This is a genomic window from Vibrio penaeicida (assembly GCF_030689305.1).
In the GTDB taxonomy this organism is placed as follows: domain Bacteria; phylum Pseudomonadota; class Gammaproteobacteria; order Enterobacterales; family Vibrionaceae; genus Vibrio; species Vibrio penaeicida_B.
The window spans coordinates 138,926-154,272 of record NZ_JAUYVM010000013.1 but is presented as its reverse complement, the minus strand read 5'-3'; the positions used below and the strand labels follow the sequence as shown (position 1 = coordinate 154,272).

Sequence of the window (15,347 nt, the reverse complement as noted above, 5' to 3'; positions counted from 1 at the left end):
CAGTACGCCAGCAGCTTCACGTTATTGGATTGTGTACGACTATGTTTTGTCGGCGAACAACTCGTCGAGTTTGTCCTCATAGTCGTGGTAATTTAGGTGTTGATATAACTCTTTTCGTGTTTGCATTTGGTCAACCAATGCTTCTTGGTTGCCTTCATGTAATAGATGGGAATAGACCATTTCTGCTGCTTTATTCATGGCGCGGAAGGCGCTGAGAGGGTAAAGCACCATATCCACAGAATACTCCGCAAGCTCTTCTCCCTTATAAAGCGGTGTTTGTCCAAATTCGGTTATATTGGCCAGTATTGGCACCTTGTAGCCAAAATGGTGCGTTAGTGCATCAGACAGCATTTGGTATTGATTCAGTTCGACAAAAGCTTCCGGGAACAACATGTCAGCACCCGACTCAACGTACGCAATACAGCGTTCTATGGCACTCTCCATACCTTGTACAGCCAACGCGTCCGTTCTCGCCATCAATACAAAATCACCGTCGTTTTTTGCATCCACAGCCGCTTTAATTCGATCGGTCATTTCTTGTATGGATACGATGGCTTTATTTGGTCGGTGACCGCATCGTTTTTGAGCGACTTGATCTTCCATATGCACCGCTGCTGCGCCGGCTTTCTCTATCGATTTAACCGTACGAGCTATATTAAATGCGCCACCAAAACCGGTATCGATATCCACCAACAAAGGCAAATCGCAAGCATTAGTGACTCTCTCCACATCCACCAGCACATCATTGAGTGTGGTGATACCAAGATCGGGTAAACCATAAGAAGCATTTGCAATACCACCGCCAGACAAATAAATCGCCTGATGCCCAGTGTTTTTTGCCATCATGGCGCAATACGCATTGATGGTACCGACAATTTGCAGTGGATGATGATTTTCTACCGCTAAGCGAAACTTCTTCCCTGGTGAGGCTTTCTCTGCCGTCATGCGTCACTCTCCTGTTGAATTTGTTGTTCGATAAGCTGGCGGCTGCACGAAATGTGTCTTCTCATTAGAATTTCCGCTAACTCTTCGTCTCGGTTTTGAATGGCTTTGAGTATGAATTTATGTTCTTCCAGCGCTTGCTCGGGACGAGAATGCGAGCGTGGAGACTGATATCGATACATTCGAAGCAAGTGATACAGCTCATCGCATAATAAGGTGACAAGCTTGCTGTTTCGGCTGGCTTTAATAATTCGGTAATGGAAGTCGAAATCACCGTGTTGGTGGAAGTAAGAAGAACCCTCTACCTGTTCAATATGATCGGAATGTGTCGACAATAGCTGACTCAAACCTTCGATTTCTTCATCGGTGATGTATCTCGCCGCTAACCTCGCTGCCATACCTTCTAAAGCTTCACGCACGGCATATAACTCAGATAGGTGAGTTAACGATATTTCGATAACGCGGGCACCAACATGCGGGATCCGTTCAATTAGCCCAAGCCCTTCAAGGCGCATTATCGCTTCTCTTAGTGGACCTCGGCTTACATTAAATCGCTTTGCTAACTCTGGTTCAGAGATTTTGCTTCCGGGAATGATGTGCCCTTCCACAATCGCTTCTACCAAGCTGCTGGTGAGGTTTTCTGATTTTGTCGCTTCTTTCTCAGGTGTGACTACAGACATCGACTCGCTCTACATTGTCAACAATATTTAAGGTTTGATCATAACTTAGCCACTAAAACCTAGTATATCAATATAATTGTCGACAATTTAGACTAACGTCTAGCTTTTTCACCTTCCATGAACAATATGAACTTAATTCACTTTTTGTTTTTTATTCTTTTTAAGTCCTCTATCTAGGCTTTCACACCTCAGCACACTAACTTAACAACCAGCACCAAATGGCAACATAAACATAACAAATGAGCTCATCTATGAATAAGCTCAACGACATAAGGAACGTGACATGATTAAGGTACTGAAACCCACATTAGCGGCTGCGGTAATTGCTGCTAGTTTTTCTTTCAGCGCATTTGCCGCTGACATGGAAAAGATTCACTTTTTGATCCCCGGCGGCGCTGGTGGCGGTTGGGATATGACCGCTCGTGGTACTGGTGATGCGTTAGTTAAATCTGACATTGTCGACAAAGTTTCATTCCAAAACCTTTCTGGTGGCGGTGGTGGTAAAGCAATCGCGCATCTTATCGAAACAGCAAAGCGCCAAGAAGACACACTCATGGTGAATTCAACGCCTATCGTTGTCCGTTCACTAACGGGTATTTTCCCTCAATCTTTCCGTGACTTAACGCCAGTTGCAGCGACCATTGCTGATTACGGCGCGATCGTTACATCAGTCGATTCTAAGTACAACACATGGCAAGAAGTGGTTGCGGATTTCAAAGAAAACCCACGTAAAGTAAAAATTGCAGGTGGATCGGCTCGTGGCAGCATGGACCACTTAGTCGTAGCAGCCGCGTTTAAAGGTGAAGGTTTCGATGCCAAAGCCGTACGCTACATCGCTTACGATGCAGGCGGTAAAGCAATGGCTGCCTTACTTTCTGGTGAAACGCCGCTTCTTTCTACTGGTCTTGGCGAAGTGTTAGAGATGTCTAGAAGTGGTCAAGTAAAAATATTAGCTGTGACGGCACCTAAGCGCCTTCCTGCTGCTCCTGAAATTCCGACACTCGTTGAAACAGGAAATAACACAGTATTCGCTAACTGGCGTGGCTTCTTCGCGGCACCTGATACCCCACAGGCGAAAATTGATGAATACAACAATGCGTTATCCAAGATGTACACCACTAAAGAGTGGGCAACGGTTCGAAACCGTAACGGTTGGATTGACAACTACAAGCCAGACCAAGATTTCTACAAGTTCCTTGAGGAACAAGAAGAAACAATGGGTGCACTAATGCGCGAGCTTGGTTTCCTTAAGTAAAAGATTGACCAATTCTGTGTGTTTGATCTGCTCGACTCACTAGAATTGGTCTGCCCCTTTGCTGTGTGCGCTGTAAAACGCCAAACTCCTTTGTTTATTTAGTTATCCCTCAGTGACGCTGCCTTAAACGGCATCTTCACAACTAAATTGATTAACTGAGCGTACACGGCTTTTTTCCTTCCATTTAGAACAAAGGAATGAAGATATGTCTGTTAAGCCCACCAACTTATTTTGTCGTGACCGCGTGGGCGCGATGATATTTCTCGTCGTCTGCTTATGTTACGGCTATCAAACCACGCAAATCCCTCTATTCCCTGGGGATGAATACGAACCCTTTACTGCTCGAACGCTCCCAACATTACTTACCGTCGTCGGCGTTATTCTTTCTTTAATGCTGCTTGTAACTGCTCGCCCTGATGAAGAAAACGGTTCGCTGCTGGGTTTCGACTGGAAATTGCTCATCGGCTTTTTGATATTAATGGCAATGTACGGCGTTGGGCTCACTTACGTTGGCTTTGTATTAGCAACGGGGTTCTTCTTAATGATCGGGTTCTACATGCTTGGAGAGCGTAAGAAATCTATCTTATTTGGCGCTTCTTTCCCGTTTGTTATCGCTTTCTATTTACTACTGACTCAGGGTTTAGACATCTATCTAGAACCCGGTGTTTTGTTCTCTATCTGGTAGGAGATTGACATGTTAGATGGAATATTAGCGGGTCTTTCTACCGCCGTAATGCCGATGAATATCATGATGGTGATCGTCGGTTGTTTTGTAGGAACCTTTATTGGCATGTTGCCGGGATTAGGTCCCATTTCTGCAATCGCATTGATGATCCCCATCAGCTATGGTTTAGACCCAGCTTCTGGTCTTATTCTTATGGCTGGAGTTTATTATGGTGCCGTTTTTGGTGGCTCCACATCCTCTATTTTAATCAATGCTCCGGGCTGTTCTTCAACGGTTGTAACCGCATTTGATGGCTACCCAATGGCACAAAAAGGTCAGGCTGGTAAGGCTCTGGCACTCGCCGCTTACTCATCGTTTACTGGTGGTACGCTTTCAGCAATCATGCTTTTGGTTGCCGCTCCTGCTCTAGCAAGCGTGTCTTTGAGCTTTCAGTCTTCAGACTATTTCGCTTTAATGCTTCTTGGTTTGTCTGCGGTAGCTGCCTTTGCAGGTAAAGGCCAAGTATTGAAAGCTTGGATGATGACGATTCTGGGATTAATGCTATCTACAGTTGGTATCGATAAAGGTGTTGGTGTAGAACGCTTTACGTTTGGTTTGACGGATCTCATGGACGGCTTTAGCTTCCTACTGCTTGCTATGGCGACGTTCGCCCTAGGTGAAACCTTAATGGGGATTTTGAAACCGCAACAAGATACCCGAGGCGATGAAAGCAACAAGCTCAATAATTTAGGTAGCATGAAGGTAACAAAAGAAGAAGTGAAAGAGGTCGCTCCTGTTTCTCTACGTTCTTCTGTCCTTGGCTTCTTTACTGGCGTGCTTCCAGGCGCGGGCGCAACCATTGCTGCATTCCTAAGTTATGGTATGGAACGTAACTTGGCACCAAAAGAGAAACGCGAAGAATTTGGTAAAGGCAGCATCCGAGGTTTGGTTGCACCTGAATCGGCGAATAATGCAGCATCTAGCGGCTCGTTTGTTCCCCTTCTTACTTTGGGTATTCCAGGCTCAGGAACCACCGCCATCATGCTTGGTGCCCTGATTGCTTACGGCATTCAGCCAGGTCCTCGCCTGTTTGTTGATCACCCAGACGTATTCTGGTCGGTTATCATCTCCATGTACTTTGGTAACATTGTATTGGTTATCTTAAACCTACCGCTGATCCCATACATCTCGAAGCTACTTATGGTGCCTCGCACCGTACTTCTTCCAATGATTTTGTTCTTCTCAATCACTGGGGTGTACTTGGTATCGTTCAATACGATGGATGTGTTCATCATGTTGCTTGTCGCCATGGCAGCGATTGCGCTTAGGTTGGCTAACTTCCCCCTCGCCCCATTATTACTCGGATTTATTCTGGGCGGGCTGATGGAAGAGAACCTTCGCCGAGCCTTAATGATCAGCGACGGTGAACTGAGCTTTTTATGGGAAAGACCTATAACAGGAGTATTCGGTGCGCTGGCTGTTGCTGTCCTTCTAAGCCCTATAATTGCTAAGCTTTTTGGGTATTTAAAGCAACGCAATTCAGCAAACCCGAGTCACCAAGATTAGATTTAGCAATCGAAAGTTATTCGAAATAAATACAAACCAAAAGGCTTCTGGAAAACCAGAAGCCTTTTTATTTTTGAAGGAGTTAGGTTATTTAATTTTTCCGAAATCGACCTTCAAGTAACGAGTAAAATCGCTATGACGAACTTCACGGCCTAAAGAAGGAAATTCTGATCTTGTCCACCAGAAAGCTTCCATGCCCATGTCGTAATCGAGCGCATTAGAGTGGAAACGAACGGTAACGGGCTTGTTGAAGTTTTTGTCGATTTCCCAGAAAACATATCCCGGTATCGCCGTATCTCCACCCCATGCTGGTGGGAATGGCTCGTCAGTGCGATAAATACGCCAATCGGCACCCGCGTAAAACCAGTTGTACCAATTTCTCTTCCATAGTGTGTACAGCTGCCATTTATTACCTGCATTACCACCACTACGAGTGATACCAGAATGCCCGTAAGACACAGATTGCTGTGGCGGTGTAATGGAAATACTAGGGGCACCGGCAGTACCTGAAACAGAGAACGACGGCCCAATCGGAACTGAGACACTGGTAGCTGCCGACACAGCTTCAGGTCCTGAACGTCTTAAGAAGAAAGCGTTATCTGGGTTGTAGCTCAATTCACACGCTCGCCCAGACTCTGGAACCAAGCAGATTTCAAAATTCAGCTTATCAAGTAAGCGATAAGCCTTGGATTGAATACCGCCCGTTTGTTCGTGGTAAGGTTTTTGATTGTTGTTTCGGGTTAAACCTTGCCCTGCCCACTGGGTGGCTAAATACTTGTGACCAGAAGCATCGCGATACGCGACTACTTCAACTTTGGTATTGATGGTTCGGCGACCATTAACTGAGTAGATAATTTCTTCGCTATTCAAACAAGTACCGTCTTCTACCTGCCAACGTGTTTTCAGCACTGAACACAAATTAGACGGCGTAAAAAACTCAGCATGTACTGGCGCAGAAGTAAACGTAGATGCCCCGACCATCCCAAGCATTGAAACAGTGATTAAAGAGCGAAGATTGATTGTCTTTGTCATTATTTATCTCCTCTGCTTGATTGATCTTTAAAAAACTCGCTTAGCTGTTCTTGAATGATGTTATTAGACGTATTTGCAAAGCTTAAGCTGTTAGAAGACTCTTCGTTTCTAAGTGTCATGCGCTTTGCAAAATTGCCATCGATAGGGAAAAGTACAACGACATCACCTTCCGATCCAATTCCGGTTAACTCTAAAGACAATTCTTCAACGTTGTTTTGTATAACAATGGGAAGATTTTTCTCTTTTGCCATTTTTATCAAAGGGCTAGATACCACGTGGCTAGAGTCGACATGGTTACCATTGATCATAAGCAAGACGTTATCTGCATTAAAATCGACGGCTGAAAGACCTTCAACTACTGTGTATTCACTGCTTAGTAAATTCAGAAGTGCTGCGTCGCTCGAATTAACGTCACCAAGAGATAAACTGGTGTTTGCAGCGGACGCAAATCCACTCATGATGGCCAGGCAGGCACCTAGATATTTCACGTTTATATTTTTCATTATTTTTCCTTGTAGGGTTGGAAACTGACAACCCATACAGCGTTATTTATAGGGTCATCATTAACTCCTTTGTAACCTCAAGAAAGAACGCTAAACAAGTAAAATAGCCTGCATTTTATAAAATATTGGAATTGTATTATCAGATTTAGTAATTAGGAATTTTTGCTGATTGACACATGGCTACTTTTACCTTTAGAAATAAATGTTTATGTCATGTAGCACGTATGTGATGTTGCTTCTAAATACAGTGAGATTGAAAGCGATATACGTAGTATGGAGTGAATAAAACGACAAAAAGCCTCGTGATAATAACGAGGCTTCCTGATTCAAATAATAATCAAGTTTTAAAGGCTAGATTTATTCAATACGCGCGCATCAATCACGCATTTCAGCCTTTTTTTCAATATCGCTAGGCACACTTAATTCCCAACGTTTCAACTCTTTCTTACTGAATATAAATGACCCTTTTTTCGGTGTCGTTATCGTAGGCATTTCTCCCGAAGCAACAAACTGATTAATAAGTTTTGCTACTTCTATTCCTTGTTCAAGAGCACTGATACTTAGCCCCCCTATTGCCTTTCCTTTACCGACGGAATATGACCAAAAAGCAAACACGGGAATGGGAGAATTTTCACTTGTCCAAGAGCTTACTTCATCCAATGAGTAGTGTTTGCCAGATTTATCTTTAAGAGCAGCATAATTGGCAATGATAATGGCATCGTAACCTTGTTGTTTGGTTTCTAAAATATTACTTTCCCAGCTTTCGTAATTCTGAATCAAGCTAGTATGAACGGTAATACCATTGATGCTTTGAGAAAGTTTATTATTGAAAGACGTTTCGAGAATGGCATGAGACGTAGCAGCGCCATCCATTAATACACGAATTTTAGCGACGTCGGGTAACACTTTACTGATCATATATACGGAGCGCTTCATCAGCGGTCGCTCTAACACGCCAGAAATACTTGGAGTAATTGGAACATAATTCCGAGGGTTGGCATTGATGCCTAAAAAGAAAGTGGGAATATTGTTTTCTATTAAACGAGGACCTAGGTATTTGAGGGCATTATCGTCAGAAACCACTACAATATCTGGGTCGTGCTGTTGGATAAACTCCCAGGCTTCATCGGCTATTGCTGGGAACTGGCTCGCAGGCTTACGTTTGGTATCCATTTGGAAATTATGAATATTCATATCCCCAATTGCACTCTGAAACCCTTCTCGATACTCCGCAACCCACGGATATTCAAAATGATAGCTATGAATAAAAACAAGTTCTTTAGCAATGCTATTACTTGCAAATAGCATGGTCATCAGCAGCAAAAAAATTTTTCTCATAAGAAAGCCCTAACACATTGTCTTATCCAAGTTTAGACAATTTGTTAGGACCTGCTCATTTTCGTTTAAAGCTCTTATCAAAATAAGGTTAACGGAAGATTCTGCGATAGGTACGTTCAGGTCTCCCCACAGACCCATAATGAACATCCGCTTCAATTTCGCCAGAACTAATTAAATACTCAAGGTAACGCCTCGCCGTTGTTCGGCTTGCACCAATTTTAATGCCGGCTTCGTCGGCGGTGAATTGTGCATCCCCCCCAAAAAGCTGGCGGATCTTGTCCAGTGTTACACCGTCAATACCTTTAGGTAATCGGTTTGTTGAAGGCTCTTGCGACGTTGATGCTTGCAACATTTTATCGACCAGTTTCTGGTCCAAATCCGATACCGTTTCCAGCTCTTGTTTCTGCGCTTGATATTTTTTTAACGCCGCTTCAAGTCGTGAGAAAATGACAGGCTTCAGTAAGTAATCCACCACCCCACCTCGCATGGCTTCTTGCAGCGTATCAACATCACGTGCTGCGGTCACCAAAATCACATCGCAGTGCTGTTTTTGTTGCCGTACTTGGCTGAGGATTTCAAGCCCACTTCCATCTGGTAGGTAGACATCAAGTATCACAAGATCCGGTTGAAGCAGATCCAACTGCATTTCCGCTTCAGATTGGGAGGTGGCGATCGCGACCACATCAAACCCACCAATCTGATTAAGATATCTGTGATGTACCTCAGCGATACCTTCATCGTCCTCGATGATCATCACTTTTGTACTTGCCACCATTATTTCTTTTCCTTTGGTATATACACCGTTGCTCTTACTCCTTGAGTCGGTCCGTTTCCAATATCCAGCTGACCGCCATATTGCTTCACCAAATTGTCAACAAGGTATAGCCCAACACCTCGATTGTTTTTCGCCTTACTTGAAACACCTTTGTCTACAAGTTTGGCTACATCAATGTCACTTGGCAAACCGCAACCGCTGTCTTCTACTTCTAAAATAATTTCTGTACCGTAATCGCTGATCGAAACAAAAATGTGGTTATTGGGCATTTTCCCGCGCTCTACGATCATTGCGTCGAATGCGTTATCAATTAAGTTGCCCAAAATTGTCACCAGGTCTTCAGCATTCACGTTGGTGGGTAATGGTTCTAGTCGTGTACCGTTATCAATTTCCAAAACTAACCCGATCTCACGTGCACGTTCAGTTTTTCCTAGCAATAAACCGGCGACTAATGGGTCTTTCACTGTCTCCCGGATAAAACCGATCAGCGCTTGATAGTGCGCGGTCTCTTGCCCTATCAGCTTCTGCACTTCTTCCGATTCACCCAGTTGCACCAGGCCGCTTATCGTATTGAGCTTGTTCCGGTGTTCATGGGTTTGAGAACGAAGCATATCGGCGTATTCGCGCGTTTGTGAAAGCTGTTTTGTCAGTTCGGTTATTTCATCACGACGACGAAAGCTCGACACCGCCCCAACCACTTCTCCTTTTACGATAATTGGATTGCGGTTGGCGACTATTCGCTGATCATTCAAATAAAGATCAATATCATGCTGAGGCTCTTTAGTGGAAAGAATACCAATCAAATCACTGTCTGGCAGAACCTCTTTCATTGGCATGTTCATCACACTGCCGCGCTTAATTTTAAGAATGTCACATGCACTACGATTGATTGATCGGATCAGCCCTTTGTTGTCTATGCTGATAACCCCCTCTTTTATCGTGCTCATCGTGACATCAAGCTCGACATATAACCGAGCGATTTCTTCTGGCTCGAAGCCTAAAATTGCTTTCTGAAAACGCCTTGATGCGTAATTAGACAAAACGGCGTTGGCAATCACCACCAGCAGCGCCATCGCAATGAGAAAGGCAAGATATGGCTCAATTCTATCTTGCAGGCTATCCAATAAATAACCCACTGAAACAACACCAATAATATTGCCATCGCGATCAAATATCGGGGTTTTACCGCGGACCGACTTGCCCAGCGAGCCCTCAGCATAGGAAACGTAAGATTGCCCTAATTCCAGCGCCCTAACATTATCTCCCCCTTTCATTGGCTGCCCGACGCGCTCGCTCACGGGGTGAATCAATCGAATGCCTTCTTTATTGCCTATCACAATAAAAGTTGCCCCGATCAAATCCGTCAATTCTTTAAATTCTTGTGGGAGCAGCCCCACCTCTTCCGTGGTTACCATATCGACAACCGATTGGGACTGAGCCAAAAACTGGGCGATTCCGAGTGCTTTATAACCCATTTCTTCTTGCTGGGAATGTTTAATGTAAGCAAATCCGGCTGCCGTCAAAATCAGCAGCTCGATCAAGCCAGACAATGTCATAATTATCAATAGCCTGCGGCGAAAACTCAGATTCTTCCAACTTAACAATGTCATTCCCCTTTATTCTGAGCTCGGAACATAACAAAAAAGAAACATTTCTTCCGTTAGGCGTCGCAAAAAATTGACTCCTTTATCAAAAAGACTTGGTTGCACAGCTATTTTTTAGAGTATAAACTCTATTTTAAATTTTCAGCGGTCAGTTAATGATGAAAAAGAGACCTTTTGCCTTTCTTTTAGGGACACTGATTACCCTACCCTTTTCCTCGCAATCTCAGCCAGTTAGCTTTGATCAAGCGTGGCAAATCGTGCAACAACAAAGCGACGCCTTATCTGCTTCTCGAGCTAATCTTCAGCGTTACCAGCACCTTCAAGCATCGAAAGACAGTTTAAACTTACCCAAAGTCACCCTTTCTGCTAACTACACTCGCTTAGATGACGATGTCACATTATCAGCCGGGCAAGTTGCAGAGAGTTCTAATGTCGACCTATCGGGCTTGGGTCATATGTTGCCCCCAAGTGTTATTCAAAGCCTAGCAGGTGCGAGTTCCACTATTACCGAGAAAGACATTTTTTCGTCGTCTATCCGCGCCATTTGGCCGATATTCACAGGCGGAAGAATTACAGCGGCTCAAGAAATAGCGAAAGGTCAAACTGAAGAAGCGCGCAGCCAACTTGAAATGGAAAGGCAGGCAAAATTTGAGGACCTGACCAAGTTTTATTTCAGTGTCGTCCTCGCCAAAAAAGTGGTTGAAACAAGACACGCCGTTGAGGGTGGATTAGAAAAACACCGCAACTTCGCGTTGAAAATGGAAAAACAAGGGCAAATCGCTAAGGTAGAACGCTTACAAGCCGAAGCCTCGTTAGACAAAGCCAAAGTCGATCGGAAAAAAGCAGAGCGTGATTTGGACATCGCAAAAACCGCGTTAGCCAAAATGCTAAATGTAAAAGACGTTCAGTTGCAAAGCGCTTTATTCATTAACGATAGCCTACCGCCAATGTCGGTTTTTGTTGATCAAACCTTAAATACCTACCCAGGTTTACAATTGCTCGACGCCAAGGAGCAACAAGCCAGCAATTTGGTGAAAGCAGAAGACGGGAAATACTTCCCGAATGTTTACCTATATGGCGATTACACCGTATATGAACACGACAGCTTGGCAAGCCAAATGAAGCCAGACTGGCTTGTGGGTGTCGGTGTCAGTATTCCACTTATCGACTCTTCAGGTCGCTCTGACCGCTCTCAGGCTGCTCATAGCGCCGTTCAGCAAGTTCAACATTTAAAGGCACAAGCGCAAAAAGACTTACAAGTGTTAGTGGAGAAAACCTATTTAGAAGCCGAGCAAGCCAAGGAAGAAGTCAATGGGCTCACCTCTAGCTTAAACCTAGCTACAGAAAACCTTAAGCTTCGCCAACGTGCGTTTTCGCAAGGCTTATCTAACTCATTAGAAGTCGTCGATGCTCAGCTTTATTTAGCCAGCATAAAAACGCAGCAACATGCCGCACGTTTCAACTACCTTATCGCACTGAATAAACTGCTCGCACTGAGCAATGAAATGACCACTTTCCATCAATACGAACATAGAGCCAATTTGGAGACTCAATCATGAAATCAAACCTATTAAAACCTGTTTTCGCTGGCGTCATCGCCTTAGGTTTAGGTGGATGGCTGATTCACAGTTTCAACGCGGCCTATGAAGAGCAGCCCCTGCGCCTTCAAGGGCAAATCGAAGCGCAGCAATACAATATTTCATCCAAAGTCGCTGGTCGTATCGACAAAGTATTGGTTCGAAAAGGCGATGAGATTCAAAATGGTGATCTTATCTTCACCATCTACAGCCCAGAGCTAGACGCCAAGTTAGAGCAAGCGGTGGCGAGCAAAGAAGCGGCTGGTGCACTGGCTCAAGAAGCAGAAAAAGGCGCACGCGATCAGCAAATTCAAGCATCCAAAGATCAGTGGCAAAAAGCCAAAGCCGCATCAGACTTGATGGAAAAAACCTATAACCGTATTAACAACCTATACAAAGATGGTGTTGTCGCGGAACAAAAACGTGACGAGGCGTTAACTCAGTGGCAAGCCGCTAAATACACGGAAAGTGCCGCGTACCAAATGTATGAGATGGCGAACGAGGGCGCACGCGATGAAACCAAACGCGCTGCTGCAGAGAAAGCCAGAATGGCCGCCGGTGCCGTTGCTGAAGTCGAAGCCTTTACCGCCGATACTAAAATCCGAAGCTGGTTTAAAGGTGAGGTATCACAAGTTCTACTAAGCCCAGGTGAATTAGCACCTCAAGGGTTCCCTGTTGTGACCGTATTGGATATGGAAGATGCTTGGGCTGTGTTCAATGTTCGTGAAGATTTACTGAGTAAGTTTTCTAAAGGCAGTGAGTTTTCGGCGTGGGTTCCAGCGATCGAACAGCACGTTACCTTCAAAGTTTCTCACGTATCCGTAATGGGTGATTTCGCAACGTGGCGCTCTACCGATTCTTCTCAGGGTTTTGATATGAGAACATTTGAAGTTGAAGCGCGCCCAACCAAGCCAACAGAAGGGCTTCGTATGGGCATGAGTGTCGTCATAGAGAGTTTATAATCCATGATTCAACCTTCATCGGATTCAGGGCAGCACTTCTCAGGGAAGCACTTAGTTTCTGGACAGTACTTAGTTTCTGAGCAACGCTTGGGCTCTGGACAGCGCCTAATAGTTAAAGCAGACAAATGGCTTTTGTCTGCTTTAACGTGGATTCCTATTCTTGTTGCGGTGATCATTTGGGGTGTGTTCAATCAAGGGCTCGCAAGAGATATGGCGATTGGTATTGTCGATCACGACCACACTCAGTTTTCACGCGAGCTTGTGCGTCATTACGATGCCTCCCCAAGCCTTGATGTACAAAACCATTACACCGATACACTGTCGGCTAAAGAGGCACTTCAGTCTGGCGAGATCTATGCCTACATAGTGATACCATCAAACAGCTTCAAGCATGTTTTGCAAGGCAAGCCACCGCAAATTTCGGCATTTACGAACACGCAATACATACTTATCGGTCGATTAATCAATTCCGCATTGTTGCAAGCTCAAGGGACGTTTAATGCAAAACTTGAAGCTGGAAAAGTGCTGTTAGGAGGCGATACAACGCCTGTGCAAGCTCTAGGGCAAGCGGTACCAGTGCGAAGCCAAATCACGCCTCTGTTTAACAGCAATACCAACTATTCGCAGTTTCTTCTTGGCGCTGTGGTACCTGCCATATGGCAAATTGCCATTGTGGTTGGCACCGTGATGACATTAGCCGCGAACTTGCGTTTGAGAGGCAAAGAGCAGTGGTTCAAGGACGCACCTATCTTAAACGTGTTTCGAACACTTGCGCCCTACTCTTTAGTGTTTGTCGCCCAAGGCTTTTTGATGCTTTTCTGGTTTTACATTGGACTGGGCTGGCCATTTCATGGCGACATCGCCATTTTATTGCTTGCACAGATATTGATGGTTATTGCCTGTATGATCATGGGAAGCGTATTTTTCTTTTTGAGTCTGGATGCCACGCGAGCCATGAGTTTCGCTGGCGCATTCACCGCCCCTAGCTTCGCCTTTATGGGGATCACTTTTCCCGTTACAGAAATGAATGGTATAGCACAAGCTTGGCGCTCTATGTTGCCTGTTAGCCACTACATTGAAGCGCAAGTTTATCAATCTAACTACGGGGCAACTTGGGCAGACACGTTGAACACACTTATACCAATGGCGGGCTACATTGTGCCTTTCATACTGATGTTATTGCTAATTCGTAAGAACAGTGTTTCGGCTAAGGCGGTAACCTCATGAGCACTCAATGGTTATTTCCTCAGTCTCTTTGGCAAGAATTACGCGCTATTGTGAAGCATCCAGCGATTGTTTTAACGGTGTTTGGTGGCACTCTGTTTTACTCTTTCCTATATCCACTTCCCTATGCAAACCAAGTGGCTCAGGAACAAACCGTCGCGGTTGTTAACTTAGACAAAAGCCAAACCAGTTATCAGCTCGAACGCATGGTCGATGCGACACCCCAAGTCGCCATTACCCATCGAGTACACGCCATAGAAGACGCAAAATCGTTGTTTTTGTCGCATCAGGTAAGCGGTATTCTGGTGATCCCAGAGCACTTTTATCGGGATCTCATGCTAGGCAAAAGCCCCGTGCTGTCTTACGCTGGCGACGCATCATACTTTTTGGTTTATGGTGCGGTTGTTGAAGGTCTGGCGCAGGCATCGGGCACTTTGGCGGCGAACGCAAAAGTGGTAAAACTGCTTGCCGATGGCATGCCACTAGCGAAAGCCAGTGAACTGTATTCTCCAGTGCACTTAAACATTAAACCCACGTTTAATCCCGAAATGGGTTACGTCGACTATGTCGTCCCCGCTGTCTTTGTACTCATACTTCATCAAACATTGATCATGGGTGCAGGTCTTCTGACTGCGCACCAGAAGAACACAAATACCCCATCAGCATACTGGCATAAAATGTCGTCATTGAGCCTCGTAAGCCATCGCGTTTTTGTGTTCGGCGTTTTATATCTTGCTCTCAGTTTGTATTACTTCGGATTCAGTTTTGATTTCTACGAGATCAATAGGCTAGCCAGCATAGCCAACTTGTTCGTTTTGCTTATCCCCTTCTTAATAAGCACGGGCGCAGTTGGTATTGTATTGGGCAGCCTATTGCCGAGAACGGAGCTGGTTACGTTAATTGTGCTGGTGAGTTCAATGCCACTGATTTTCACCGCTGGGTTTATATGGCAAGTTGAAAGCTTGCCACAACCTCTGATTTGGATAGCAAATGCACTGCCGAGTACCCCAGCTATTCAAGGCTTCTTAAAACTCAATCAAATGGGCGCACAGCTTTGGCAAATTAAAGACGTGGTCACACAGCTTTGGGGGCTTGCGTTTATCTGGTTTGGTATCGCTTGGATTCGGATGCGTAATTCGGATGCGTAAAGTCTAGCCGGATAAAAATGCCTATAAAAAAACAAACCCCGCCAACAACATTGGCAGGGTTTGTTTTCGAATCAGTT

The 15,347-nt window shown here is 44.8% G+C and carries 14 protein-coding genes; 7 read left to right on the top strand and 7 right to left on the bottom strand.

The window, feature by feature from the left end; translation table 11 throughout:
• Window positions 1-39: 39 nt before the first annotated feature.
• Together prpB and Q8W40_RS19740 are read right to left on the bottom strand one after the other, a co-directional pair.
• Window positions 40-945: a methylisocitrate lyase gene (gene prpB, locus Q8W40_RS19745; protein WP_305399617.1), complete on the bottom strand. Its 906-nt coding sequence runs from the start codon at window positions 943-945 to the stop codon at window positions 40-42.
• The gene (locus tag Q8W40_RS19740; protein ID WP_305399615.1) at window positions 942-1,622 is read right to left on the bottom strand and encodes a GntR family transcriptional regulator; all 681 of its coding nucleotides are present in this window, start codon (window positions 1,620-1,622) and stop codon (window positions 942-944) included. Before Q8W40_RS19740 ends, prpB begins: the two co-directional genes overlap by 4 nt.
• Window positions 1,623-1,905: 283 nt before the next feature.
• Here Q8W40_RS19740 and Q8W40_RS19735 point away from each other — a divergent pair, with 283 nt between their 5' ends.
• The 3 genes from Q8W40_RS19735 (at window position 1,906) to Q8W40_RS19725 (ending at window position 5,107) form a co-directional block, all read left to right on the top strand.
• Complete coding sequence (locus Q8W40_RS19735; protein WP_305399613.1) at window positions 1,906-2,877, top strand: tripartite tricarboxylate transporter substrate binding protein; 972 nt, start codon at window positions 1,906-1,908, stop codon at window positions 2,875-2,877.
• A 205-nt stretch (window positions 2,878-3,082) separates the two neighbouring features.
• The gene (locus tag Q8W40_RS19730) at window positions 3,083-3,562 is read left to right on the top strand and encodes a tripartite tricarboxylate transporter TctB family protein (RefSeq protein WP_104398995.1); all 480 of its coding nucleotides are present in this window, start codon (window positions 3,083-3,085) and stop codon (window positions 3,560-3,562) included.
• 9 nt (window positions 3,563-3,571) lie between these two features.
• Window positions 3,572-5,107, top strand: coding sequence for a tripartite tricarboxylate transporter permease (locus Q8W40_RS19725; protein ID WP_126608316.1), 1,536 nt, complete (start codon window positions 3,572-3,574; stop codon window positions 5,105-5,107).
• Window positions 5,108-5,194: 87 nt separating this feature from the next.
• On the opposite strand, the gene Q8W40_RS19720 is transcribed toward Q8W40_RS19725, so the two are convergent.
• From Q8W40_RS19720 to Q8W40_RS19700, 5 genes are all read right to left on the bottom strand, one after another.
• On the bottom strand, window positions 5,195-6,139 hold the full coding sequence (locus Q8W40_RS19720; protein WP_305399612.1) for a hypothetical protein: 945 nt from the start codon (window positions 6,137-6,139) through the stop codon (window positions 5,195-5,197).
• Window positions 6,139-6,642 carry a hypothetical protein gene (locus Q8W40_RS19715; RefSeq protein ID WP_305399610.1) on the bottom strand — a complete coding sequence of 168 codons (504 nt, stop codon included), beginning with the start codon at window positions 6,640-6,642 and terminating at the stop codon, window positions 6,139-6,141. The genes Q8W40_RS19720 and Q8W40_RS19715 overlap by 1 nt, the downstream gene beginning before the upstream one ends.
• 375 nt (window positions 6,643-7,017) lie before the next feature.
• On the bottom strand, window positions 7,018-7,980 hold the full coding sequence (locus tag Q8W40_RS19710; RefSeq protein WP_305399608.1) for an ABC transporter substrate-binding protein: 963 nt from the start codon (window positions 7,978-7,980) through the stop codon (window positions 7,018-7,020).
• 88 nt (window positions 7,981-8,068) lie between these two features.
• Entirely contained in the window at window positions 8,069-8,755 is a 687-nt protein-coding gene (locus Q8W40_RS19705) for a response regulator (RefSeq protein WP_305399606.1), read from the bottom strand.
• Window positions 8,755-10,311, bottom strand: coding sequence for an ATP-binding protein (locus Q8W40_RS19700; protein ID WP_305399644.1), 1,557 nt, complete (start codon window positions 10,309-10,311; stop codon window positions 8,755-8,757). Before Q8W40_RS19700 ends, Q8W40_RS19705 begins: the two co-directional genes overlap by 1 nt.
• A 206-nt stretch (window positions 10,312-10,517) precedes the next feature.
• Between Q8W40_RS19700 and Q8W40_RS19695 the strand changes: the two genes are divergently transcribed.
• From Q8W40_RS19695 to Q8W40_RS19680, 4 genes are read left to right on the top strand one after another with little or no spacing between them, the layout of a single operon-like run.
• Window positions 10,518-11,918, top strand: coding sequence for a TolC family protein (locus tag Q8W40_RS19695; RefSeq protein WP_305399643.1), 1,401 nt, complete (start codon window positions 10,518-10,520; stop codon window positions 11,916-11,918).
• Window positions 11,915-12,898, top strand: a complete 984-nt coding sequence (locus Q8W40_RS19690) for an HlyD family secretion protein (protein ID WP_305399604.1) — start codon at window positions 11,915-11,917, stop codon at window positions 12,896-12,898. Before Q8W40_RS19695 ends, Q8W40_RS19690 begins: the two co-directional genes overlap by 4 nt.
• A 3-nt stretch (window positions 12,899-12,901) precedes the next feature.
• Window positions 12,902-14,125, top strand: a complete 1,224-nt coding sequence (locus Q8W40_RS19685) for an ABC transporter permease (protein WP_305399602.1) — start codon at window positions 12,902-12,904, stop codon at window positions 14,123-14,125.
• Entirely contained in the window at window positions 14,122-15,270 is a 1,149-nt protein-coding gene (locus tag Q8W40_RS19680; protein WP_305399600.1) for an ABC transporter permease, read from the top strand. The genes Q8W40_RS19685 and Q8W40_RS19680 overlap by 4 nt, the downstream gene beginning before the upstream one ends.
• Window positions 15,271-15,347: the final 77 nt, after the last annotated feature.

Bases quoted from the DNA above. Each gene is read 5' to 3' on its own strand.
- prpB (WP_305399617.1), bottom strand. From the start codon at position 945: ATGACGGCAGAGAAAGCCTCACCAGGGAAGAAGTTTCGCTTAGCGGTA.
- Q8W40_RS19740 (WP_305399615.1), bottom strand. From the start codon at position 1,622: ATGTCTGTAGTCACACCTGAGAAAGAAGCGACAAAATCAGAAAACCTC.
- Q8W40_RS19735 (WP_305399613.1), top strand. From the start codon at position 1,906: ATGATTAAGGTACTGAAACCCACATTAGCGGCTGCGGTAATTGCTGCT.
- Q8W40_RS19730 (WP_104398995.1), top strand. From the start codon at position 3,083: ATGTCTGTTAAGCCCACCAACTTATTTTGTCGTGACCGCGTGGGCGCG.
- Q8W40_RS19725 (WP_126608316.1), top strand. From the start codon at position 3,572: ATGTTAGATGGAATATTAGCGGGTCTTTCTACCGCCGTAATGCCGATG.
- Q8W40_RS19720 (WP_305399612.1), bottom strand. From the start codon at position 6,139: ATGACAAAGACAATCAATCTTCGCTCTTTAATCACTGTTTCAATGCTT.
- Q8W40_RS19715 (WP_305399610.1), bottom strand. From the start codon at position 6,642: ATGAAAAATATAAACGTGAAATATCTAGGTGCCTGCCTGGCCATCATG.
- Q8W40_RS19710 (WP_305399608.1), bottom strand. From the start codon at position 7,980: ATGAGAAAAATTTTTTTGCTGCTGATGACCATGCTATTTGCAAGTAAT.
- Q8W40_RS19705 (WP_305399606.1), bottom strand. From the start codon at position 8,755: ATGGTGGCAAGTACAAAAGTGATGATCATCGAGGACGATGAAGGTATC.
- Q8W40_RS19700 (WP_305399644.1), bottom strand. From the start codon at position 10,311: ATGACATTGTCTGGCTTGATCGAGCTGCTGATTTTGACGGCAGCCGGA.
- Q8W40_RS19695 (WP_305399643.1), top strand. From the start codon at position 10,518: ATGAAAAAGAGACCTTTTGCCTTTCTTTTAGGGACACTGATTACCCTA.
- Q8W40_RS19690 (WP_305399604.1), top strand. From the start codon at position 11,915: ATGAAATCAAACCTATTAAAACCTGTTTTCGCTGGCGTCATCGCCTTA.
- Q8W40_RS19685 (WP_305399602.1), top strand. From the start codon at position 12,902: ATGATTCAACCTTCATCGGATTCAGGGCAGCACTTCTCAGGGAAGCAC.
- Q8W40_RS19680 (WP_305399600.1), top strand. From the start codon at position 14,122: ATGAGCACTCAATGGTTATTTCCTCAGTCTCTTTGGCAAGAATTACGC.